A 20,103-nucleotide genomic window follows, 5' to 3' on the forward strand; every position below is an offset into this window, starting at 1 on the left:
TGAAGTGAATGAGTTGGCGAAGACGTCATCCGGGAGGAAACTTGATGAGCAAAAAAACGAAAATGAGTCCCCCACAGCTTACGGCTGAATTAATGGAAGCCGATTGGGAGGATGTGCTGGACGATGAGGACCATGAGTTGGTTGGAGCTACGGTGGCGGGCGCATCCTATGAGTACGGGAGTATCGAAAAATGTATTTTATCCAAAGTGATGCTTCGGGGCTGTTCCTTTGTGGGTACCACTTTTGAGCGGATGGACATGACCGACGTCGTGCTGGAAAATTGCGATTTATCCAACGCGGTGCTGGAGAATGCCATTATCCACCGGGTGCATTTTAAAGACTGCAAGTTGACGGGGCTGAATCTGTCCAAAGTGAATGCCGGTTCCGTGATGTTTGAGCGTTGCATCATGAATTTAGGCGACTTCGTGGAAGCCTCCTTGAAGCAGGTGAGATTTCATGACTGTTCTCTGCAGAACGCGAATTTTTACAGCGCCAAATTCAAAGAGGTTGAGCTGCTGAACTCGGATCTGAATGAGGCGGATTTTAACGATACCTCACTGAAGGGAATGGATATCAGCACCTGTACGTTTGAACGCGTAGATATCCCGGCCTATGCCTTGGCAGGCTGCACGGTTTCCCCGGAGCAAGCGATCGGCTTTGCCAAACTGCTTGGCCTGATCGTAAAATAATACAAAAACGCACGTAACACCCGGATACATCCGGCGATATCTCGACGTTACTCGTAAACGTGAATTGCAGGAGGGTTGCTATGCGATTCAAAACGAAACGGGATCCGTTGTTTGTATGCCTTTGGCTATTCTTTCTCTTGGTTGCTAATCTAGTGCTGCTTTGGCCGCTGCTTCTTGATCCGCAAGCGTTAACGCGAACGGAGCTTGTAGGGATCATCGTGCCCGATGCGCTCGTCACCCTATTGCTGGCTTGGTTAGCGCTTGATATCTCTTATGTGATCAGGGAGGATCTGCTGTTTGTCAAAGGCGGGATGTTTCATTCAAAAATTCGTTATGAGGATATCACTCGAATAACGCGGCAACCGAATATCTGGTTGGGATATCGGCTCTTATTCTCGCGGGATGCGATCGAAATCCATTACCGGAACGGTGTCCTGGGCAGCGTCGTCATTTCGCCGGTGGATCAGGAGCGGTTTATTCAAGAGCTGATTCGCCGGAACCCCTCCATCCAAATCGCCGATCAATCCTGAGCAGGGGGAAAAGGGCTATCCTGCCAGCTTACCTAGAACCAAAGGGGCGGAAATTGATATCCGCCCCTTTGAAGCTCAAGCTTAATTTACCTTCGTAAACATCCACTTCTGCGCATCCGTGCCGTTATCGGTCCACTGTTGGACCGCCGCCCCGTCCGCTGTTGAAGCGCCAGACACATCCATGACCAATCCGCTGGCTTTGGAGATCAGCTTGAAATATCCGCCGCCTGCATCTACGATTCGCCATCGCTGTGCATCGGTGCCGTTATCCGTCCATTGTTGCAGCTGCACGCCTGCGGCTGTGCTTGCACTAGGGACGTCCAGCACCTTGCCGCTATGGATGGCGGTCAGCTTATAATAGCCATCGCCCGTGGATTCCAGCCGGAAGCGTTGGTTGCTGGCGGAATAGTTGGTCCACTGTTGAATTTTAGCCCCGTCCGCAGTGGAGACATCCACGACATCCAGTACCTTGCCGCTGACTTTGGAGGCGATGGTGTATACGGCACCGTTCTCAAGGACGGGCGAGGAACCCCCTTGATCCTGATAGACGCGAACATAATCCACAAGCATTTGTGCAGGAAAAGGTGTCGACCCGTTCGGGCTGCCCGGCCAGTTGCCGCCGACGGCGAGATTCAGCAGAATGAAGAACGGCTTCTGGAATTCTTCTGTATTCCCGGTTCCGTTGGCGATATAGATCTCATTGTACTGAACGCCGTCAACGAACCAGCGGATATAGCTCGGGTCCCACTCAATGGAGTACGTATGGAATTGAGAGAAATCCAAATTGCCCGAGGCCCGGCCATAAGAGGCATATCCATTGGCGTCCCAATGGACGGTACCATGGACAACCGATTCATTGTTGACATGTTCCATAATGTCGATTTCACCACAGTAAGGCCAACCGACATCTCTGAAGTTTTCGCCCAGCATCCAGAACGCCGGCCAAATGCCTTGTCCGGTTGGAAGCTTAATGCGGGCTTCGATTTTGCCGTATTGGAAGCTCTTTAAGCCTTGGGTTTTGATTCGTGCAGAGGTGTAGTTTCTTCCTTCATAATTTTCCCGTTGGGCAGTGATGACCAGATTGCCTCCCGTCACCTGTACGTTTTGCGGCCTGTCGGTATAATATTGAAGTTCGTTGTTCCCCCATCCGTTCTGGCCGGTGCCAATTTCGGGCGTCCAAACGCCGCGATTCAACGAGGAACCGTTAAATTCATCGCTCCATACCAACTGCCAGTTGGGAGCCGCGCTTGTCGTGTTGGGGACGGGGACAAAGACGACCAGGAGGGTGAGCACCAGAAAGAGGAGAATCGGTTTACCGCGTTTTAGCATCATGAAAAATCGCTCCTTTCAAGAATGAATGGATTGGGCTAACTTACCACAGGCGAAATTCATACTAAACCGGTTTCGATTTTGATATGATAGCGCTATCATTACATAGATTACCATTTAGAGGTTTGTTTTACAACAACTTTTTTTACAGGTTTTTCAAATTGATGGGGTTCTGGTATTCTGGTATCAATCCAAGACGGAACGGGGGAAAGCTATGAATCTGCGAATATTAGAGGAGAGCGACGCGTCGATCTACCAAAGCCTTCGCTTGCAAGGATTGCAGGTAAATCCGGAAGCCTTCGGCTCTACCTTCGAGCGGGAGGCGGACTTTACAATGGACATGGTGACGGAGCGCATCAAACCAACCGAAGACCGCTTTGTGCTAGGCGCGTTCGACGAGCACGGGACCTTAGCCGGCATCGTTACGTTTATTCGAGAAAGTTCCCCAAAAACCCGGCATAAAGGAAACGTGTTTGGTTTATTAGTAACCCCCGGGATGCGTGGGAAGGGGATAGGTCAGGCGCTGATGGAAGAACTCCTTGCGAGAGCCAAGCGGATGGAAGGGCTGGAACAGCTGAATTTAACGGTGGTCTCTACAAATGATTCGGCACGAAGGCTTTACGAATCTCTCGGGTTTCAGAGGTATGGAACCGAGCGAAGAGCCTTGAAATGGGATGGAGCCTATTTTGATGAGGATTATATGGCGTTAAGGCTGGAGTGAGCATGAACACCGCCATCGAGGTCAGATGGAGTCGCGAAAAGCGTATCTTGTATAAAAAAAGAATCGGCAGGTGAGACATGATACTCGCCCTGAAGAGGTTATTTGCCTATTGGATCGATTTCACAATGCTGGCAGTCATTTTGGTGTCTTTGCAATGGCTGATAAATGCCGCCGCTTCCGGCTTTCCCTTCGACGATTTCGACAAGGGGATTGAAATTGAGCTTTGGGTGCTGGCCACGATGTCGTTGCCCGTATGGAGTTTTTTTACTGTGATGGAGCTGCGCGATGGACAGACGTTTGGAAAAAAGTGGCTTAATCTACGCGTTACGAACCGCCGGGGGGAGCCGATCCGGTTATGGCAAGCTTTGGCTAGAACGGCGGTGCGCCTGCTTCCCTGGGAGATGACCCACGCCATCATTTTGGTGCCCGAACCTTGGTGGAGCGTGGAAACGCCGGCTCATCCAGGCTGGATTTACTTGCCGAACGGTTTAATGATCGTTTATCTTGTGATATTATTTTCCACTAAGGGAAGCCGGACCTGCCACGATCTGGTTGCTGGCACGAAGGTGAATCCAAGCGCACGAGAGAGGGAGATAACCGATGAAGTATTTTAAGAAGCTGGTGGGGTCCAGACTGTACCTGTCCCCGGTGAATCCGGAGGATGCGGAGACTTACGCTCGGTGGATCAACGATCTAACCGTTTCCATCCGGCTCGGTACTTCCCGTGAAGTGATCGGGTTGCAACGGGAGAAGAGCTTTTTGGAAGACATGGCCAAGGAAGGCCAAAATTACGCGATCGTTCAGCTGGATGGAGACCAACTGCTAGGCAACTGTTCGTTATTTGCCATCGATCATGTCCGCAGAGTGGCTGAGGCTGGGATCTTCTTGGGAGATGAGGGACAGCGGGGGCAAGGGTACGGTACCGAGGCGCTTCAGCTCCTATGCGAATACGGATTCAAGATCCTGAACCTCAACAACATCATGCTGCGCGTCTTTGAGTTCAATCAACCGGCCATCCGATGCTATGAAAAAGCGGGCTTCCGCGTGTTTGGCCGCAGATCGCAAAGCTACTACGTGAACAATACCTACTTCGATGAAATCTACATGGAACTGCTGCGGGACGATTGCCAGACGAATTTTCTGGATGCTAAGCTGCCCCGCCGTGAATAGAACGTGATATGCTGCATGACCCGGCCAAACGTATACGAGAGCCGGGTTGTATTATATGCGGAAGGGAGACGGCAGACGAGGTGGCTCAAATCATTCAGGAGCGGTTTCAGCTATAGGTACTCTGGAGTTACTCTAATATTGAGAGGAGAGGGACAAGGATGAAAGCATCCACTCTGAAGTTTCCTTCCCATTGGAAGACCGAGATGAGCGTAAGATATATCCAAGTCACGGATTCCAATCGAAAGCTGGTGGTTTTGTTTCCCGGCAAAAATTACTCTTGCGATAAACCCACGCTGCATTATGCCGCGCTTGTAGCCCGGGAGTGCGGATATGATATTCTGGCGCTGGAGTACGGTTATCAGGCCGCCCGTAAGGAGCTCGAGTATCGGGAGATCCCGCAGGTTATTGAGGATTGCGAACACGCGATACGGCAGGTCATCGGCAGCTATGAAGAAATTGTGTTTATCAGCAAAAGCTTGGGGACGGTGGTGGCTGGCGAATTTCATCGCAGATTGGGGGTCAGAGCAGAGGAAATCCGGCATATTTATCTGACGCCAATTTCTGATACCCTCCCGTACATCCATGAAACTCAAGCGGTTGTCGTATACGGTACGAAGGATGATGTGTTTCCACCCGGATTGGCAAGCCGTCTGAAGGCATCCGAACGGCTGAAGATTGTGCCGATCCCCGGCGCTAACCATGTCTTGGAAGCGGAACGGGTGGAGGAAAGCTTGGAAATTTTACGAAAGCTCACCGTTTTATATAAGGAAGTACTGCTTGGTGGAGCGGAGGATCAGGACTAAAGAAGAACGGCTGACAACGAACCCACTTGGAGGACAGCATGAGCGAAACTGAAATGTTTGACATCTACACGAAGGATATGAAGAAGCTGGGTACAGCCTCTAGAGAAGAGGTCCATGCAAAAGGGTGGTGGCACCAAACCTTTCATTGCTGGATCATTAAACGGGATGCCCAGGGTGAGATTTATCTGTTATTTCAACGGCGTCATCCCAACAAAGACGTATTCCCGTTGCTATTGGATACTTCCTGCGCAGGTCATCTCCAAGCCGGAGAAGACGCAAAGGACGGTATCCGTGAATTGGAGGAGGAGCTTGGGTTAGCGGTGCCGGTCGAGGATCTGACTTATCTCGGCAGGGTAGCTCAAGAGCATTTTCCTTCACCCGATTTGATCGACCGTGAGGTCAACCATGTCTTTATCTACGAAAATGAAAAGCCCTTGCTCGATTACCGCATCCAGACCGAGGAACTGACCGGGTTGTATTGGGTGGGCATGCTGGCTTTTCAGGAGCTGCGCCGCGGGGAACGCGACGAGCTGACGTCAACGGGAGTTTACGTGGATGAAGCCAACGGGGTTCTGAAGGAAAAACAGGCCACGTGGCGGCTCACGGATTTTACGCCCAATTCGGACGAGTATTATCAAATGTTATTTGACCGGATTACCGCCTTATTCTGAACGCGGCGGGTTTTCTGCTGGGCGTCAGCATATATAAATGGTATAGACGTGTGCGGCATGAACGCAAGAACAAGCGAGGAGGTGACTTCCGCTGAGCAAGGAAAAGAGCTTGCTATACGCTTTTCTGGTCGGCGTTGGTTTTTGTCCGGTTCCTTTTCCGGCGATGGATTTCTTTCTGCTTCGTCCCATCTTCGGGTTTATACGCGCTCTTGGCATGATTGTAACGATCTTCGCCGGGTTATTACTCTTAACGGAATGCTATACACACCTCAAAAGCTATTACGGAAATTTGATCCCAAACCTGGCCATTACCGCCGCTGTGATTCTTGCGCTCTTGCTTATTTTCTATTGGGGATTGTTCTAACTAGCTTCGTATCGGGGAAAGGGGAAAATCCACTTGGAATCCAGGAAGTTTGTTGATGTGAAAATCAAACGGGCCATCGCAGACCAAGCGGAGCAGATGGACCAGCGAACGCTGGCGTTATGGGCGGCGGAATGCGCGGAACGCGTGCTGCCTTGCTTCGAGGCGGCACGGCCGAAGGACCTGCGGCCGCGGCAGGCGATCGAAGCGGCGCGCGCTTGGGTGCGCGGCGAAGTCAGCATGGCCGCGGCGCGCGCGGCGGCGGTTGCGGCGCATAACGCGGCGCATGATGCCGGCCATGCCTCCGCCGGCGCTGCGGCGCGAGCCGCCGGCCACGCGGCGGCTACCGCGCATGTGGCGGGGCACGCGGCGCATAGCGCCACCTACGCCGCCAAGGCGATCGCCTATGCTGCGGACAACGCGGAAGCGGCCAAAGCAAGGGCCGAGCAGGAGCGGCAGTGGCAGCTCCGTCGGTTGCTGGAATTGGGGACATAAGCAATGACGGGGGCGTTGAGTTGAAGTATTTTACCAAAGCAATGTATGAGCAAATGCAAATCCTGGAGGCAGACAAAGCCTGGTATGTCGAGCAAGGCAGGGACTATGATAAAGAAGCCAAGGAGATGTATAAATGGTTCATTCAACCTCTGATGTTAAAGCATTTCCCTTCCAGCATTCATCCTCAGGTTCTTGATGGGAGCTTCATGAAGACAAGATGGCCCAGTCCTGAATTGGCTGCCTGGATCAGGGAGTGGAAAGGCAACTGGGATGCAGAATGGAAACGGCGTTGCGACGAATACAGGGATAGATATGAACAGATCATGCAGAACCTTCCTGCAGACGCTCGGCAACTTTGGGAGAATGTCCGATTTCATGATGCCCGAATCCAGGTATTCACTCCGCGCGATGATGGTTCCGTTGAGATTGTACTTGATGAGGTTGGTAAAGAACAATTCACGCGTCTTATTTTTCAGAACGTGAAATCACTTCGTGTGGAAAAGCCTGAGCTTCTGCAGGGCAGCATGTGCTTGTATGAGGAAATCGATTGGACCGAACCCCATTGGTTTGAGTTCCGGCTGCTGCTCGAAGCTCCGAGGGAAATGCACGAGCTTTCGCTGGTTGCCGGCGGCGTGAACATAGAGTAGTTTATCATTTACGAAGGAGCTAAACCGATGAATCCTACATCATTGATCGTCCGTGAAGCGGAATCCGGTGACCTGGAGACCTTGGTACGGCTGTTTGACGAGTATCGCCAATTTTATGAACAAGCCTCGGATCTCGAAGGAGCCCGTAGTTTTCTGGCGGAAAGGGTAAGCCGGCGCGAATCCGTCGTATTTCTGGCCATCGATTCGGTCAGCGGGAACGCGATTGGGTTTACGCAGCTGTACCCGTCTTTTTCCTCGATCTCGATGAAACGGGTGTGGATATTAAATGATTTGTACGTGCGGGAGGAATATCGGAACCAAGGTGCGGCGAAGCTGCTCTTGGAAGCAGCAAAATCCCACGCTCAGCGGACGGACGCAAAAGGCCTAGAGCTGTCAACAGCGATCACGAACGTCCGGGCTCAGCGATTGTATGAAACAAGCGGGTATGATCGGGATACGGAGTTTTATCATTATTTTTTGAGCTTGAAGTAAAGGGAGTTATCGCATGACCAAAGTGCTTGTAGTGGATGACGAGGCGAGTATTTCCGGAGCCGTGTCGTATGCGCTTCGGCGGGAAGGGTATACGATGGAGACGGCAGCGTACGGGCAAGAGGCTTTGGACCAAGTTGAGGTGTTCAAACCGGACGTGATGGTGCTGGACGTGATGATGCAAGCTAAGCGGATACGAGGTTTGCCGCAAGCTGGAGGGGCGGCCATTGCGGCCAGCGATCCTTACGATCCATCTGCTCAACCGGACGGTTCATGCCGGAGATACCCTGATCGATTTGACGCCAAAGGAATTTGATTTGCTGGCGCTCTTGGCCGGTCATCCGGGACGGGTGTATTCTCGGGAAGCGCTGTTGGAGCAGGTGTGGGACATGGATTTCGCGGGCGGCACGCGAACGGTGGACATGCACGTGCAACGGCTGCGCAAGAAGCTGGGCCAGTGGAACGATTGCATACAAACCGTATACGGCATCGGCTATAAAAGCGTGGAGCCTTCGCCATGAAACAGCGGGGCCTAGGGTTTGGTTTGAAATGGAGAGCTGCGCTGCTGCTGGCTTTCCTGCTTGCTGCTGTGATCGCTGTGCTTAGCCTGTTGGTATTGGCCGGGATCCGGGAGGACCAGCGCAAGCGCTTGGAGCAAATGCTGGCCGCAGAGGCGGAAACCGCGAATCTCCGGGTCCGTCAAGAAGCGCTGACGAGCGTATCACCGGCTCCAGACGCGTTTATGGAACTCAGCGGACAAGGCCTTGCCGTCAATTTAGGTGCCGAAAGCGGACTCCCGGTCACATGATATAAGTTGGACGGGACGCTTGCTGGCACCTCGTTGCCGTTTCAGCCGAAGGTGGACGTCCAGGACGCGCTGGCTTATACGGCCAAAGGACAGTCGGCGTATATCACGCAAGGGGATCAGCTATTGTATCTAGCACCGCTATATACGATGGATCAGCAGCCGGTAGGGACGGTCCAATTTCATGTGTCCCTTGAGGAGCAGCACGCTTTTTACGAAAGGATTCGGCGGCTGTTCTGGCTTGTAGGCGCGGCCGTACTGGTTGGGGGATTTCTGCTCGGCTACCTCTATGTCTGGCGGCAGGCCAATGTGATTACGCGGCTAAACCGTGCCGCCATGCGCATCGGGGAAGGGGAGTACCTCCGTGAGCCAACAGTTCGCCGGAAGGACGAGCTTGGCGAATTGGCGTTGGGGATTTTTGAAATGAGCGGAAAAATTGCCACGACCCACGCCCAGTTAACCGATGAGAAAAGCAAGCTGATCGAGGCCGTGACCCGATTGCAGGAGCTGGAGCAGCAGCAGAAGCTGTTTATCGGGAACATCAGCCATGAGCTGAAGACGCCGCTGACCTCGATCCTCGCCTATACGGATCTGTTGGACATGTATCGGGACGACCCGGCGCTGCTCGATGAGGCGTGCCGCCAGATCGGCATGGAGGCGGAACGATTGTACGCGCTGGTTGAGAAATCGCTGAAGCTCTCCTCCATGGACGTCTATGAATTCGAGACGCATGCGGCCTCGGTGGACCTGAAGCCCTTGCTGGAGGAGGCGGCGGCACGCCTGCAGGTGAGGGCAGAGCAGCAAGGCATCCAGATCGTCACCGACCTGCAGGACGGCAAGGTATGGGCCGATGCAGATAATGTGATGCATATGGTGATGGATCTGTTGGATAACGCGGTGAAATATAACCGGCCGGATGCAAATCACGGTCAGGGATACCGGTATCGGCATTCCGCCGGAGGCACAGGCCTGCATCTTTGATCCGTTCTACACCGTCAGCAGCGACCGGTCCAGAGCCCACGGCGGGACGGGCCTTGGGCTGTCGCTGGTGCGCAGCCTTGCGCAGAAGCAGCACGGCTCGGTGAACCTGGCGGCTTCCGGTCCCGAAGGATCCACGTTTGTGATCGAGCTGCCGCTTGAACGTCCGCAGCCTGAGAACGGTGGCTAAGCTGGCTCATTTCAGCCCAGACTTGAATAAGTCGGGGCTTTTTTTGCATCCAAATGCAAAAGTGCAGTTGATTTCTAGGATAACCGCTGGTTTTGAGCCGGTGAAATGCAAAAGTGCATTTGAAATGGGGCGATTTCGCTCCCAAAGGGCGTTTTGGGCCGAAATGAACTGCACTTTTACATGCGAAGGGGCCATTTTTCAGCATCCAGCGGAAAATGAACTGCACTTTTGCAGTTGCGGGTGACGTTACGATCCCAACCAACGTTGCAATCGGCTAGGCCCCCTAAATCCGGAGTCCTGACCTACAAGTTTTGTGTTATCGCAGTTCAGCTCATTTTCTTGTGTGTTTACATCGATTTATGGAACTTTGAGGTATCCTCTAGCATTTTGACCCATAACGAAAACTTCATGGGTGCCATACGCTTCAGGCTACCATGCATTCTTCGATAATTATAAAAGTCCATATATTGATCAAGTGCTATAAACGCTTCTTCAAACGTCATAAATTCTCGTCTGCTAAACAAGTCGCGTTCCAATATGCTATGAAATGATTCAATATAGGCATTCATATTGGGAGTCCTTGGGGGAATTCGCTCATGAGTCATCCCCAAGCTCTCACAGGTATCTCCAAACAACTTGCTGACAAATTGAGGCCCATTGTCCGTCCGGATCACGGGGAACGTTTCACCCGGCTGAATGCGGCGCTCTAGGGCACTTATAAGCGTTTGAACGGCATGCTTGGCTTCACAGGTTCGCCCGCGATATTGCCCAACCACCACACGGTCAAATACATCAATGATGCTAAGAACAAAGAAGAATCGCTTCTGTCCTACAACGTATCCATACTTGATGTCCATTTGCCACAATTGATTAGAACCGGTAATGAATCGGTTCTTGGGGAGAGTACGCGGGTGCGATGTGACAGGTTTGCGAGCTTTTTGCAGAATGCCGAGTTCTTTGCAAAGACGATACGTTTTCTTTTTGTTAATCATGACTTGGTGAATATCCCGAATGCATTGGCCCAACAGTTTATATCCGTAGACATGTTCTTCGCCTTCAAGCAGCTCAAGGAGCCACTCTTTGATCTGTTCATCGCTAATGGGGATCCCTGTAACAGTTAGAGAGTACCCAGGTGTAGGGCGACCGCGTTTGTCCGTTGGTAACGGCTCCGTCTTTTGGGTAGCAGCTCGCTTTTTTCGATCGTAGTACGTCGATTCAGCAATTTCCAAGATCCGCAGAACTACAGCTTCGGCAGGCTTTTTTATATTAGGCAAAAGTTAGGAAATCGGCATTTACTTCCAGTCTTGTTCTAGACTAAGATAGGATTATTGGGCAAATTGAAGGTGATCTGAGGAGGGGAAGCGTAGATGAGTAAAAGAATCGAACAGCTGGAGCTCTTGCTGGAGAAGCTTTCAACAACGGTTAACAGTATCGATGAGGCAGCATTTCAGAAGAAACCGTTGCCGGAGAAGTGGTCGAAGCTGGAAATCCTCGGACACTTGTGTGATTCCGCAGCCAATAACCATGTGCGGTTTATGAGGATCCTGACCACGGATGAGCCGGTCACATTCGAAGGATACGTACAGGATGAATGGGTGAGACGTCACGGGTATCAGCATCATTATGGGCGTGAGGAGCTTCTCTTGGTGTGGAACCAACTCAACGGGTTAATCCTGAATGCGCTGCGCAGTTCTGCCGAGACGGATTGGGAGAAACGGTGTTTTTTTACGGATGGCATCTCGATGACTCTTGAGGAATTGCTTGAAGATTATATTCGGCATGCGCGTCATCATCTGGGGCAAATCAGCGATCCTAAGCGTTAAGAAATCCTATGATTTTCCCGGTTCCTTGTTTATATTAGAGACACAACGATGGCAAAAAGAGAGGGAATCTTACGATGTCTGAGAATTTATCGACCAAGGAACCAGCATATGGCCGACGTCGCTTCACGCTGCAGGCGGACTGTGAGCAATGCTTTGGCTTGTGTTGTGCGGCCCTGCCTTTTGCGGCTTCGGTGGACTTCGCTGCGGACAAAGCGGCTGGACAGCCCTGCGGCCATTTGCGGGATGACTTCCGCTGCGGGATTCACGGCAGTCTGCAGGAGCAGGGGTACCGGGGGTGTACCTTTTATGACTGCTTTGGCGCAGGGCAACGAGTGTCTCAGGTGACTTTCGCCGGGTTAAGTTGGCGTCAGGTGCCCGGATCGGCAAAGCCGATGTTTGATGTGTTCCCGGTCATGTGGCAGCTGCATGAATTGCTCTGGTACTTGGATGAAGCGTTAAGTCTACCTCAGGTCAGCCATTTACATGAACGTTTGCGGATTCGTTATGACGAGACGGAACGGTTGACCTCCGCCAAGCTGGACGACTTGCTCAGCTATGATGTGGCAGCGCATCGCGCGAAGGTCAACGAGCTGCTGCTGGAGGTGAGCAAGCGCGTCCGCGCTGAAGCGCTGCGGAAGGCCGGAACTGCTTCCGGACGCCGCAGAAGCTTTGGGCGTGGTGCCGACTTGATCAGCGCCAAGCTGCGGGGCGCCGATTTGCGCGGCATATATTTAAGAGGTGCTTACCTGATCGCCGCGGATCTGCGGGGAGCGGACCTTCGCGGCGCCGACATGATTGGCGCAGACCTGCGGGATGCCGATGTAAGGGGAGCTGATCTATCAGAGAGCCTGTTCCTGACGCAAGCTCAGATCAATGCCGCCAAAGGAGACGCGGCTACCAAGCTGCCTCCCCTCCTCAAACGGCCCTTCTATTGGGAAGGAGCTTCGGGGAGGAAAGAAGCGAGATGAACGATTACCAGGAAAGGGTCGACCAGGTCTGCAAATATATCGATGCGCATTTGCATCACAAGCTCAATTTGGATCAATTGGCAGAATTGTCCCACTTCTCCAAGTATCATTTCTCGCGGATTTTTGCCTCGGTGACGGGGGAGACGCCGTTTGCGTACATCACCAAGCAGCGCTTAGCCCGGGCCGCGGCTTACTTGCGGGAGACCAACCAATCCGTGCTGGAAATTGCGCTGGGATGCGGGTTTGAGTCTGCTTCGAGCTTTAATGCGGCGTTCAAGAAGCACTTTGGTCGTACACCAACCGAGATGCGAGAGCAAGCCCGGCAAGATCGCAATATTTCGCAAGCGGACCGCAATCGGCAGGAAGCCGGTGCCGCGCCAAACCCTTATCATCAAACTGTAAAAAACAATTTATTGAGGAGGGTTTGGCAAATGCAAGCCACGATTGTAGAGCTTCCTTTGATGGAAGCCGCGTATGTGAGACATGTCGGAAGTTATCTGGAAACCTATCAGGCATGGGCAAAGTTAGGCATGTGGGCGGCGCAGCATCAGCTGTTTCCGCCGGAGCAATCTTTTATCGGGATATCTCTGGATGATCCGGCGGTAACCGAAGAGGAGGAATGCCGATACGATGCCTGCGTCACCGTACCGGATACGCTAAGCCGTGCGGATGCGCCGCCGGAGATCGGCTTCCAAACGCTGCCTGGAGGGCTTTATGCCAAGTTTAATTTTTATGATACACCGGATAAGCTTGCGCTGCTGTACCAGAGCATATTCGGAAATTGGCTGCCGGACAGCGAATACGATCCGGATGATCGATACTGCCTGGAGTTTAGCATGAACGATCCGGCGCAGGATCCGCAAGGCAAGGCGAAGGTCGATTTATACATTCCGATCAAAGCAAGGGCATAAGACAAAGAGATATTTTAAGGTGATAGAGAACACAACAGGAGGAGCCCCATGTCTTATACGCATATTTTATTCGACGCGGATGATACGTTATTTGATTACCCGAAGGCGGAAAACCACGCCTTGAGCCGGACGCTCACGGAGGCGGGAATCCCTTGCACCGACGAAGTGATGAAGGCGTACCAGACCATTAACCAGCAACTGTGGCGCGATTTGGAGCAAGGACTGGTGAAGCAGGCCGCTTTGCGGACAGAACGGTTCACCAGACTGGTGAAGGAGCTCGGCGTAACTCCCCGCTCTCAAGTCGAAGAGATCAGCGAGCGTTATTTGGAACTGCTCGGAGAGGGAACCTTCCTGCTGGAAGGCGCTTATGAGCTCTGCCGCGATTTAAAGGAAGCCGGGTTTCATCTGGCGATCATCACCAACGGCATCAAAAAGGTGCAGGCAAACCGAATTGCCGGATCGGCATTGGCGAAGATGTTCGAGGCCGTCATCGTTTCCGAAGACACGGGGTATTCGAAGCCGCATCCGGGGATTTTTGACTATGCGTTTGAAGCATTGGGGCTTCGGCAGACGGACAAAAGCCGGGTGTTAATCGTTGGGGATTCGTTGACTTCTGACATGAAGGGCGGTCTTAATTACGGGATCGATACTTGCTGGTATAACCCGTATCACCGCCCGAATACGCTTAATTTGCGGCCAACTTACGAGATTCGCCGCTTGGCCGAAGTCAAGACGTTGGTCGGAGTTGGGGGAAGTCCTTCGGTGGACCACTGAGAACAACCATCTGATCGTTTATCATTAGGGTGAGGAGTTGATAGGTATGGCCAGTGCAGGGATCATTGGGGTGCTTCCCGCCCTCCTATTCTTGTTCTATCTCGTTATCGCCGGCTTAGGTTTATATGCCTTGATTCTGTTTATTAAACTGGCCCGTCGGGGGATCGAAGCCCTGGATATTTATCTGCGGGACAACAGAGGAAGGTAATTCGAAATCGCGAAACCAAGGAGGGGCTAGTGCGTGGACGTTCGAATCGCACCCATTTTACCGTCTCAAAGCTCGCTGTTTTTTAATTTATTTCAGCTGTACTTGCATGATTTATCGGCGTTTACCGGCGAGGAACCGGGGGAAGACGGGCGATTTGATCTGGCGAACACTTACCTTTACTTGGAGCGGGAAGAACTGCATCCTTATTTCATCTATTGTTCGGGGAAAGTAGCCGGCTTCATTCTGGTTTGCGCCCCACCGTTTGTGCCCGAGGAGATCGACTTTACGGTGCAGGAGATGTTCGTGCTTCATAAATATCGCGGAGGAAAAACGGCGGAGACGGCCGCCTTCGAAATTTTGCGGCGCTTGAAGGGCCAAATCCGGGTGGAGCAGTTGCAGAATAACGCCATTGCCGTAGCTTTCTGGAAGAAGATTTACCGGAAACAAGGCATCTCTTTCGTCGAGACGATCGAACGCGTGGAAATCGAGGGGTTGCCCGGCCTCCACGAGGTTCTAGCTCAAACTTTCTCGTTGTAAACGAACGCGAATACTCGAATCGGTCTGAAATTATGTATAATGAGAAGACCAACGTATGACCCGGCCCCAGTAAGCAATGATCGGCGGCCGGGCATTTTTGTATTAAGGGGGATCATCATGCATCTTTTTTCTGCGGACCGCGTGAAGTTTCATCAGAAGCAATCGCCCGTTCCAGAGTTCGCTTGGCATACGAGCGAGCGCTTGGCGGAGCTGGCTGGTTCCAAGCATTTGACGTTTGATATCCGTTCGCTGGATCCGGGGAAGTACTCCTTTCCTTATCATTTTCATCGCAATGCGGAGGAACTCTTCGTCATTCTGGAAGGCAGTGCGATGCTTCGGACGCCGGAAGGGCATCAGGAAGTACATGCCGGGGATATCGTGTTCTTCGAAATGGGGCCCTCGGGGGCGCACCAGCTGTTTAACCATACGGAGAAGCCGTGCAAGTAACTGGATATCCGAACGAACATGGGGCTGGACGTTTGTGAATATCCTGATTCAGGGAAGATCAATATTTTACCCTACCAGGAAGTTTACGAGAGCGCCGGCCAAGTCGATTATTTCAAAGGCGAGGATCAGGTGGCAGCCAAGTGGGGAGCGAAGGAGAACGGGAAAGAGAATGAGTAACCAATGGAGAGATCTAGATGATTGAGATTAGAGAAATTCGAGTGGATGACGCTGAGCGTTTTTTGAAACTATGCCTGCAACTGGACCAAGAAACGAAATTTATGCTCTATGAACCGGGAGAACGTACCACGACGGCTGAGGAACAGCGGGAGCGGATTCAATCGATCCTGTCCGAGGTTGGCTCCACGATTCTGGTAGCGGAGGATCAAGGCCAGTTGGTTGGTTATTTGGCCGTGTTTGGCGGGCAGGCAAACCGAACGAAGCATGTGGGTTACATCGTGGTTGGCATCACTCAAGCCTACTCGGGCAAAGGGATAGGAACACGCTTATTCCAGGCAGCTGAGGCATGGCGTGCGCAGACGGAGCTCACCAAGTTCGAGTTAACGGTGATGCTCCCTAATGAACGGGCCGTTGCCCTGTACAAGAAAATGGGATTTGAAGTCGAGGGCGTCAAACGAAATTCGATTCGAGTGGATGGAAACTACGTTGATGAGTATTATATGGGCAAAATATTTGAGGCCTAATCCTTAAGTCCAGCGGTATGATGTCAAGCTGTTGATTTAATCGAATTGGAAATTTCCCGTGCCTGTTGAGCGCGGAGTCACGAAAAAAGGGCGCATCAAACCAAACCCAGCCAAAAACCATGTCAGATACCAGATTTTTACTGGGAATTCGTGAAGGACTAAGGCAAAGGAGGCGTTAATCCTTGGCGCTATTCACCTTCCTTCGAGGCGTGTAGAGTTGGCCGCTGCGTAGCAGCACATCGACCAGACGCACGAGTTTTCTTGCCGTTAAGACGAGGGCGCGTTTGTGTTGATTCTTGGGCACTTCGTGATACTTCTTCCGGTAATATTCACCGAATTCTTCATCGCGCATCCTAACCGAGTTGGCAGCTTCAACGAGGTAGTAGCGCAGGAATCGGTTGCCGGATTTGATGCGGGCGGTGTCCTCCGCCTCGAAGACGCCGGACTGGTGCCTGCGCCACGTCAGACCCGCGTACTTGGCGACGGCGGCTTGATCCTTGAACCGTTCAATATCGCCGAGTTCGCCGAGCAGACCGGCTGCATAGACTTTGCCGATGCCGGGCACTGACAGCAAGCACTGAGCGCCTTGAATGCCGTCGAGGACCCGCTCGGGATCGGGGAAACGATTGCGTCCCTTGTCCCGCAGATAGTCGGCCAGATCGGCCACGTCCATCTCGGCGATGTCATCGAGGCTGAACTTCTCGGAGAGCATCTCCATGAGCGCATGGCCAAACACGGAGCTGTCGACCTCGGTTGTAAACGCATTGCACTTGTAGAACAGGTTCTGCAAGAAGTACTGCTTCTCGCGAGCCAAGTTATGGACCAAGTGGAAACGCATGCGCGTGAGGCGTTGAAGGGCGACATACTGCTCCTGCATGACGATGGTGGTCGTCAGGCGGCCGAAGCGCAGGCGATCCGCAATGACCCAGGCGTCGAGCCGGTCGGTCTTGTCCATATCCGCATAGGCTTCTCTGAACTTGCTGATGAGCTTGGGGTTCAAGGTGAACACCTTGGCCTTGCGCTCTCGAAGCGCTGGATCCTGATGCAGGTACATGGCAGGGTGCCAGCTGTAGACGGAAGTGGCTTCCAAGCCGATGTGAATCTCGGTGACGGCCAACTTGTTCGCTGCAGCGACGATTTGGTCACGCAAGTGCGAGGCGCCATTCAAATTGTTTTTGACGGTGAGTGTCTCAAGCTTGTCACCGTCAGCGTTCATGAAACACGCTTCGAGCTCTTGCGAGCTCACGTCAATACCGACAAAAAGCTTCAAGTGAAATTCCTCCTTTCGCTAGGGATTCAGGGAATGGACGCTCCGGGATGCCTCCGGCGCACGCGCAGATCTATCACCCTCGCGTATGAGGACACACTTCGGGCCATGAGCTGCCCCGGATCTGCTAAAACCGGGCATGGGATGCCGAAGGGAACAGCCAGCGGGTAAGAAGCTCAGACGCGTACCGGAGAAACAGACTTAAGGAGTAGACGATGCTACTGGAGGCAGAAGGATTTCCCCGAATGGACCCTACGTTCCATTGTCCAGAGGCATACCGGAAAGTCCAGTCCCTGATGGAATTTTCAAAGAACAAGCTGGAAATTTGGAGGCTGTTTTCCATCCCCCGGGGGGATGGAAATGAACCTAAAAGAGCTTTTTAAAGATACTATACGAGGAGGCGAAAGCATGATTCAGTGTCCTTGGTGCGGAGAACAGGTCATATTGGTTGGTGACGTCTGTCCTGAATGCAAACATGAGGTGCTGCCTGAGCATCTGGAAGGATTCCCCGGACCGGTATCGGGCGATCCTGTTGACCCTCCTCGGGTTGGGGATTACTTCGATTTGGAAGAGGTGCTGAAGCGTCGGTTCAAATGCAGCAAGTGTGGAAACCAGGAAGCTGCGGTGAAAGAAGTGGCCATGACCGGTACCGGCTTAAGTAAACTGATGGACATTCAGCATAACCATTATTTATTCGTCTCCTGCCTGAACTGCGGTCATGTGGAAATCTACGATCCGGATGTGCTTCGGGGACAGCCATCGGGTAAATTTTCGACGATATTGGACTTATTATTTGGAGGCTAACGATGAAACGAACGGATGTCGTATATCTGTTAATTCCCGATGAGACGAGAACCAAGGTGCTCATGGTGCAAAATGAAAATGAAGCCTGGACGCTGCCTGGAGGGGCGGTTGAGCCTGGCGAAACGCTGCAGATGGCGGCGATCCGCGAAGGGAAAGAGGAGACAGGGCTGGATGTCGAGGTGCACGGGATCGTGGCCGTCAATGAATTCGTACATATGGACAACGAGGAGCATGTCATCCTGCTGACGTTCCGGGCGGAAATTACGGGTGGCGAGCTTGAGATCACCCGTCCGGACGAGATTTTGGACATCGCATGGGTCGACGTGGAGCGCGCGGACGAACTGATGCCATATTATCCGAAAGGGATTAGCTCCATCGTGGCAAAAGGGGTGGAAGTCACCTATTTCGATGAGGGGCGGATATGAGCAAGGCTGCGATGGACAGACAGGATGCTGTCCTGCCGCAGCCTCGTCCCGACTGTCTCAAATTAGGCATCCAGTGAAGTTGCCTTCCGCCGGCTGAAGCGCAGCTGGATCACGAGAAACAGCAGCGCAATAAGTAGCGGGTAGAGCATGGCCCAACCGGTGAACGGAAATACGACGGCTGTAGCCGCAAACGAAATCCAGCTGAGAACAACGCCGGTTCGGCTGCCTTTGAGGAGACGGATTCCCGCAGCGCAGCCGCCCATGTACGTCAGAATAAAAGTCGCGTTCGGAAACTGGATCAGCGTGCTTAGAGAGACCGTCCCGGTACCGTAAAGCAGCATGACTGCCGTAAAGCAGAACATCAGAAACAAGAGCGAACCCGTTGGCGTATGAAACCGAGGTGACAACGAGTTCCACCATTTCGGGGCGTTTCCTTCGCGGGACATCGCATAAGCCACCCGAGCAGCGGCTCCGGTATAAGCGATGATTCCGGCCATGCAAATGAACAACCCGGTGACCCCCGCGACAATGCCGCCCCAGGAGCCCAGCGGCTGGCTGATGATCCAGACCATCGAAGACTCCGAGCCGCCTTTCAGGTAGCTTTGCGTGCCAACCGTGGCCAGCGCAGATAGAAAATATAAGATCCCTACGATAATCGCAGCGGCGGTCACTCCTTTGATCGCCGCTTTTTGCGGATCCTTAAACTCCTCGGACAAGTGCGATACCGCCTCCCAGCCAATAAAGCACCAGAACAGCATGGAAGCCGCCTGACCCACGCTGAGCCAACCATTTGGCATAAACGGGGTGAAATGGTTGCTTTCCATCCTTGGCAGCGCGGCTCCGAAAGCAAAGATTAATACAGCGGCGATGGCGATGACGACCGCGATCTGGATTTTGCCGGCAAGCTGCATGCCGATCCAGTTCATCAACAGGCCGGCAGCCAGCATCGCCGCAGCAACGGCCAGCTTGGCTCCTTCTCCCCAACCCAGCGCAGCGGTTAAATACCCGGCACCGGTTAATGCGGCGACCGGGGCACCAATCGGCACCGACATGAGGAAAAACCAGCCGACCAGTGTCCCCGCCTTATCTCCATAAGCCAATGTGACGAAGTGAGACACGCCCCCGGCATTTGGATATTTGGCTGACAGGAGGCCCATCGACAATGCCATCGGTAAGATTAGCAATGTCATGAATCCCCATGCGAGCAGGGAGGCCGGTCCGGCCATCTCCGCCGCCAGGCCCGGTACGATGAGCACACCAGAGCCCAGTACAGCGCCGATGTATAAAGCGATAGCCTGCGGCAGGCCAATTCCTTTTTGGAGTTTGCTGCTTGTTTGTTTCATGAAGCGATTCCTGCTTT

General features: G+C 52.8%; 29 protein-coding genes and 1 pseudogene. 26 read left to right on the forward strand and 4 right to left on the reverse strand.

Annotated elements, in window-relative coordinates; all coding sequences use genetic code 11:
- The first annotated feature begins 44 nt into the window (after positions 1-44).
- Together NSQ80_RS08320 and NSQ80_RS08325 are read left to right on the forward strand one after the other, a co-directional pair.
- Positions 45-689 (forward strand): pentapeptide repeat-containing protein, encoded by a 645-nt coding sequence (locus NSQ80_RS08320; RefSeq protein ID WP_260071401.1) that lies wholly within the window; start codon positions 45-47, stop codon positions 687-689.
- A gap of 80 nt (positions 690-769) precedes the next feature.
- Positions 770-1,219: a PH domain-containing protein gene (locus NSQ80_RS08325; RefSeq protein WP_009222888.1), complete on the forward strand. Its 450-nt coding sequence runs from the start codon at positions 770-772 to the stop codon at positions 1,217-1,219.
- Positions 1,220-1,300: 81 nt separating this feature from the next.
- On the opposite strand, the gene NSQ80_RS08330 is transcribed toward NSQ80_RS08325, so the two are convergent.
- Positions 1,301-2,548: an RICIN domain-containing protein gene (locus NSQ80_RS08330; RefSeq protein WP_036643901.1), complete on the reverse strand. Its 1,248-nt coding sequence runs from the start codon at positions 2,546-2,548 to the stop codon at positions 1,301-1,303.
- Between the two features lie 214 nt (positions 2,549-2,762).
- On the opposite strand from NSQ80_RS08330, the gene NSQ80_RS08335 reads away from it, so the two are divergent.
- From NSQ80_RS08335 to NSQ80_RS08395, 13 genes and pseudogenes are all read left to right on the forward strand, one after another.
- Positions 2,763-3,269 (forward strand): GNAT family N-acetyltransferase, encoded by a 507-nt coding sequence (locus tag NSQ80_RS08335; protein ID WP_009222890.1) that lies wholly within the window; start codon positions 2,763-2,765, stop codon positions 3,267-3,269.
- A 77-nt stretch (positions 3,270-3,346) separates the two neighbouring features.
- Entirely contained in the window at positions 3,347-3,883 is a 537-nt protein-coding gene (locus NSQ80_RS08340; protein ID WP_009222891.1) for an RDD family protein, read from the forward strand.
- The gene (locus tag NSQ80_RS08345; RefSeq protein ID WP_009222892.1) at positions 3,870-4,439 is read left to right on the forward strand and encodes a GNAT family protein; all 570 of its coding nucleotides are present in this window, start codon (positions 3,870-3,872) and stop codon (positions 4,437-4,439) included. Before NSQ80_RS08340 ends, NSQ80_RS08345 begins: the two co-directional genes overlap by 14 nt.
- A 158-nt stretch (positions 4,440-4,597) precedes the next feature.
- Complete coding sequence (locus NSQ80_RS08350) at positions 4,598-5,242, forward strand: alpha/beta hydrolase (protein ID WP_260071400.1); 645 nt, start codon at positions 4,598-4,600, stop codon at positions 5,240-5,242.
- Positions 5,243-5,280: 38 nt separating this feature from the next.
- A complete protein-coding gene (locus tag NSQ80_RS08355) occupies positions 5,281-5,913 on the forward strand; it encodes an NUDIX domain-containing protein (RefSeq protein ID WP_009222894.1) in 633 nt (210 codons plus the stop codon).
- Positions 5,914-6,022: 109 nt separating this feature from the next.
- Complete coding sequence (locus NSQ80_RS08360) at positions 6,023-6,277, forward strand: hypothetical protein (RefSeq protein ID WP_260071399.1); 255 nt, start codon at positions 6,023-6,025, stop codon at positions 6,275-6,277.
- Positions 6,278-6,304: 27 nt separating this feature from the next.
- Complete coding sequence (locus NSQ80_RS08365; protein WP_260071420.1) at positions 6,305-6,769, forward strand: putative immunity protein; 465 nt, start codon at positions 6,305-6,307, stop codon at positions 6,767-6,769.
- Between the two features lie 20 nt (positions 6,770-6,789).
- Positions 6,790-7,416, forward strand: coding sequence for a DUF4085 domain-containing protein (locus NSQ80_RS08370; RefSeq protein WP_260071398.1), 627 nt, complete (start codon positions 6,790-6,792; stop codon positions 7,414-7,416).
- A 42-nt stretch (positions 7,417-7,458) separates the two neighbouring features.
- A complete protein-coding gene (locus NSQ80_RS08375; protein ID WP_036643904.1) occupies positions 7,459-7,908 on the forward strand; it encodes a GNAT family N-acetyltransferase in 450 nt (149 codons plus the stop codon).
- 13 nt (positions 7,909-7,921) lie between these two features.
- Positions 7,922-8,426: pseudogene (locus NSQ80_RS08380) on the forward strand (response regulator transcription factor).
- Positions 8,423-8,713 (forward strand): hypothetical protein, encoded by a 291-nt coding sequence (locus NSQ80_RS08385; protein WP_311202287.1) that lies wholly within the window; start codon positions 8,423-8,425, stop codon positions 8,711-8,713. The pseudogene NSQ80_RS08380 and the gene NSQ80_RS08385 overlap by 4 nt, the downstream one beginning before the upstream one ends.
- Positions 8,714-8,719: 6 nt before the next feature.
- Entirely contained in the window at positions 8,720-9,691 is a 972-nt protein-coding gene (locus tag NSQ80_RS08390) for a HAMP domain-containing sensor histidine kinase (protein ID WP_339302037.1), read from the forward strand.
- Positions 9,627-9,878, forward strand: coding sequence for an ATP-binding protein (locus NSQ80_RS08395; protein WP_311202285.1), 252 nt, complete (start codon positions 9,627-9,629; stop codon positions 9,876-9,878). Before NSQ80_RS08390 ends, NSQ80_RS08395 begins: the two co-directional genes overlap by 65 nt.
- A 347-nt stretch (positions 9,879-10,225) precedes the next feature.
- Here NSQ80_RS08395 and NSQ80_RS08400 read toward each other — a convergent pair whose 3' ends face one another.
- Positions 10,226-11,152 (reverse strand): IS3 family transposase, encoded by a 927-nt coding sequence (locus NSQ80_RS08400; RefSeq protein WP_339302038.1) that lies wholly within the window; start codon positions 11,150-11,152, stop codon positions 10,226-10,228.
- A 93-nt stretch (positions 11,153-11,245) separates the two neighbouring features.
- On the opposite strand from NSQ80_RS08400, the gene NSQ80_RS08405 reads away from it, so the two are divergent.
- From NSQ80_RS08405 to NSQ80_RS08445, 9 genes are all read left to right on the forward strand, one after another.
- Positions 11,246-11,701, forward strand: a complete 456-nt coding sequence (locus NSQ80_RS08405; protein WP_009222902.1) for a DinB family protein — start codon at positions 11,246-11,248, stop codon at positions 11,699-11,701.
- Positions 11,702-11,775: 74 nt separating this feature from the next.
- Positions 11,776-12,669, forward strand: coding sequence for a pentapeptide repeat-containing protein (locus tag NSQ80_RS08410; RefSeq protein ID WP_036643718.1), 894 nt, complete (start codon positions 11,776-11,778; stop codon positions 12,667-12,669).
- Positions 12,666-13,580 (forward strand): AraC family transcriptional regulator, encoded by a 915-nt coding sequence (locus tag NSQ80_RS08415; protein ID WP_009222904.1) that lies wholly within the window; start codon positions 12,666-12,668, stop codon positions 13,578-13,580. The genes NSQ80_RS08410 and NSQ80_RS08415 overlap by 4 nt, the downstream gene beginning before the upstream one ends.
- Positions 13,581-13,628: 48 nt before the next feature.
- On the forward strand, positions 13,629-14,354 hold the full coding sequence (locus NSQ80_RS08420) for a YjjG family noncanonical pyrimidine nucleotidase (RefSeq protein ID WP_009222905.1): 726 nt from the start codon (positions 13,629-13,631) through the stop codon (positions 14,352-14,354).
- A 46-nt stretch (positions 14,355-14,400) separates the two neighbouring features.
- Positions 14,401-14,562 (forward strand): hypothetical protein, encoded by a 162-nt coding sequence (locus tag NSQ80_RS08425; RefSeq protein ID WP_009222906.1) that lies wholly within the window; start codon positions 14,401-14,403, stop codon positions 14,560-14,562.
- Between the two features lie 33 nt (positions 14,563-14,595).
- Positions 14,596-15,099, forward strand: coding sequence for a GNAT family N-acetyltransferase (locus NSQ80_RS08430; RefSeq protein WP_009222907.1), 504 nt, complete (start codon positions 14,596-14,598; stop codon positions 15,097-15,099).
- 117 nt (positions 15,100-15,216) lie between these two features.
- Positions 15,217-15,546 (forward strand): cupin domain-containing protein, encoded by a 330-nt coding sequence (locus NSQ80_RS08435; RefSeq protein ID WP_009222908.1) that lies wholly within the window; start codon positions 15,217-15,219, stop codon positions 15,544-15,546.
- An 18-nt stretch (positions 15,547-15,564) separates the two neighbouring features.
- Positions 15,565-15,723, forward strand: coding sequence for a hypothetical protein (locus NSQ80_RS08440; RefSeq protein ID WP_157273271.1), 159 nt, complete (start codon positions 15,565-15,567; stop codon positions 15,721-15,723).
- 17 nt (positions 15,724-15,740) lie between these two features.
- Complete coding sequence (locus tag NSQ80_RS08445) at positions 15,741-16,247, forward strand: GNAT family protein (RefSeq protein WP_339302039.1); 507 nt, start codon at positions 15,741-15,743, stop codon at positions 16,245-16,247.
- 175 nt (positions 16,248-16,422) lie between these two features.
- Here the strand turns inward: NSQ80_RS08445 and NSQ80_RS08450 are convergent, their stop codons facing one another.
- Positions 16,423-17,517, reverse strand: a complete 1,095-nt coding sequence (locus NSQ80_RS08450) for an IS110 family transposase (RefSeq protein WP_339302040.1) — start codon at positions 17,515-17,517, stop codon at positions 16,423-16,425.
- A gap of 405 nt (positions 17,518-17,922) precedes the next feature.
- Here NSQ80_RS08450 and NSQ80_RS08455 point away from each other — a divergent pair, with 405 nt between their 5' ends.
- Complete coding sequence (locus NSQ80_RS08455) at positions 17,923-18,318, forward strand: zinc ribbon domain-containing protein (protein WP_083791395.1); 396 nt, start codon at positions 17,923-17,925, stop codon at positions 18,316-18,318.
- 2 nt (positions 18,319-18,320) lie between these two features.
- Positions 18,321-18,743, forward strand: a complete 423-nt coding sequence (locus NSQ80_RS08460; protein ID WP_009222911.1) for an NUDIX hydrolase — start codon at positions 18,321-18,323, stop codon at positions 18,741-18,743.
- A gap of 62 nt (positions 18,744-18,805) precedes the next feature.
- Here NSQ80_RS08460 and NSQ80_RS08465 read toward each other — a convergent pair whose 3' ends face one another.
- Positions 18,806-20,086, reverse strand: a complete 1,281-nt coding sequence (locus tag NSQ80_RS08465) for an amino acid permease (protein WP_009222912.1) — start codon at positions 20,084-20,086, stop codon at positions 18,806-18,808.
- Positions 20,087-20,103: the final 17 nt, after the last annotated feature.

It is taken from the genome of Paenibacillus sp. FSL K6-2441 (genome assembly GCF_037964765.1).
GTDB classification, from domain to species: Bacteria; Bacillota; Bacilli; order Paenibacillales; family Paenibacillaceae; genus Fontibacillus; species Fontibacillus phoenicis.

Coding starts and splice junctions, on each gene's coding strand:
- NSQ80_RS08320 (WP_260071401.1), top strand. CDS start 45: ATGAGCAAAAAAACGAAAATGAGTCCCCCACAGCTTACGGCTGAATTA.
- NSQ80_RS08325 (WP_009222888.1), top strand. CDS start 770: ATGCGATTCAAAACGAAACGGGATCCGTTGTTTGTATGCCTTTGGCTA.
- NSQ80_RS08330 (WP_036643901.1), bottom strand. CDS start 2,548: ATGCTAAAACGCGGTAAACCGATTCTCCTCTTTCTGGTGCTCACCCTC.
- NSQ80_RS08335 (WP_009222890.1), top strand. CDS start 2,763: ATGAATCTGCGAATATTAGAGGAGAGCGACGCGTCGATCTACCAAAGC.
- NSQ80_RS08340 (WP_009222891.1), top strand. CDS start 3,347: ATGATACTCGCCCTGAAGAGGTTATTTGCCTATTGGATCGATTTCACA.
- NSQ80_RS08345 (WP_009222892.1), top strand. CDS start 3,870: ATGAAGTATTTTAAGAAGCTGGTGGGGTCCAGACTGTACCTGTCCCCG.
- NSQ80_RS08350 (WP_260071400.1), top strand. CDS start 4,598: ATGAAAGCATCCACTCTGAAGTTTCCTTCCCATTGGAAGACCGAGATG.
- NSQ80_RS08355 (WP_009222894.1), top strand. CDS start 5,281: ATGAGCGAAACTGAAATGTTTGACATCTACACGAAGGATATGAAGAAG.
- NSQ80_RS08385 (WP_311202287.1), top strand. CDS start 8,423: ATGAAACAGCGGGGCCTAGGGTTTGGTTTGAAATGGAGAGCTGCGCTG.
- NSQ80_RS08395 (WP_311202285.1), top strand. CDS start 9,627: ATGCAAATCACGGTCAGGGATACCGGTATCGGCATTCCGCCGGAGGCA.
- NSQ80_RS08405 (WP_009222902.1), top strand. CDS start 11,246: ATGAGTAAAAGAATCGAACAGCTGGAGCTCTTGCTGGAGAAGCTTTCA.
- NSQ80_RS08410 (WP_036643718.1), top strand. CDS start 11,776: ATGTCTGAGAATTTATCGACCAAGGAACCAGCATATGGCCGACGTCGC.
- NSQ80_RS08415 (WP_009222904.1), top strand. CDS start 12,666: ATGAACGATTACCAGGAAAGGGTCGACCAGGTCTGCAAATATATCGAT.
- NSQ80_RS08420 (WP_009222905.1), top strand. CDS start 13,629: ATGTCTTATACGCATATTTTATTCGACGCGGATGATACGTTATTTGAT.
- NSQ80_RS08425 (WP_009222906.1), top strand. CDS start 14,401: ATGGCCAGTGCAGGGATCATTGGGGTGCTTCCCGCCCTCCTATTCTTG.
- NSQ80_RS08435 (WP_009222908.1), top strand. CDS start 15,217: ATGCATCTTTTTTCTGCGGACCGCGTGAAGTTTCATCAGAAGCAATCG.
- NSQ80_RS08440 (WP_157273271.1), top strand. CDS start 15,565: ATGGGGCTGGACGTTTGTGAATATCCTGATTCAGGGAAGATCAATATT.
- NSQ80_RS08445 (WP_339302039.1), top strand. CDS start 15,741: ATGATTGAGATTAGAGAAATTCGAGTGGATGACGCTGAGCGTTTTTTG.
- NSQ80_RS08455 (WP_083791395.1), top strand. CDS start 17,923: ATGATTCAGTGTCCTTGGTGCGGAGAACAGGTCATATTGGTTGGTGAC.
- NSQ80_RS08460 (WP_009222911.1), top strand. CDS start 18,321: ATGAAACGAACGGATGTCGTATATCTGTTAATTCCCGATGAGACGAGA.
- NSQ80_RS08465 (WP_009222912.1), bottom strand. CDS start 20,086: ATGAAACAAACAAGCAGCAAACTCCAAAAAGGAATTGGCCTGCCGCAG.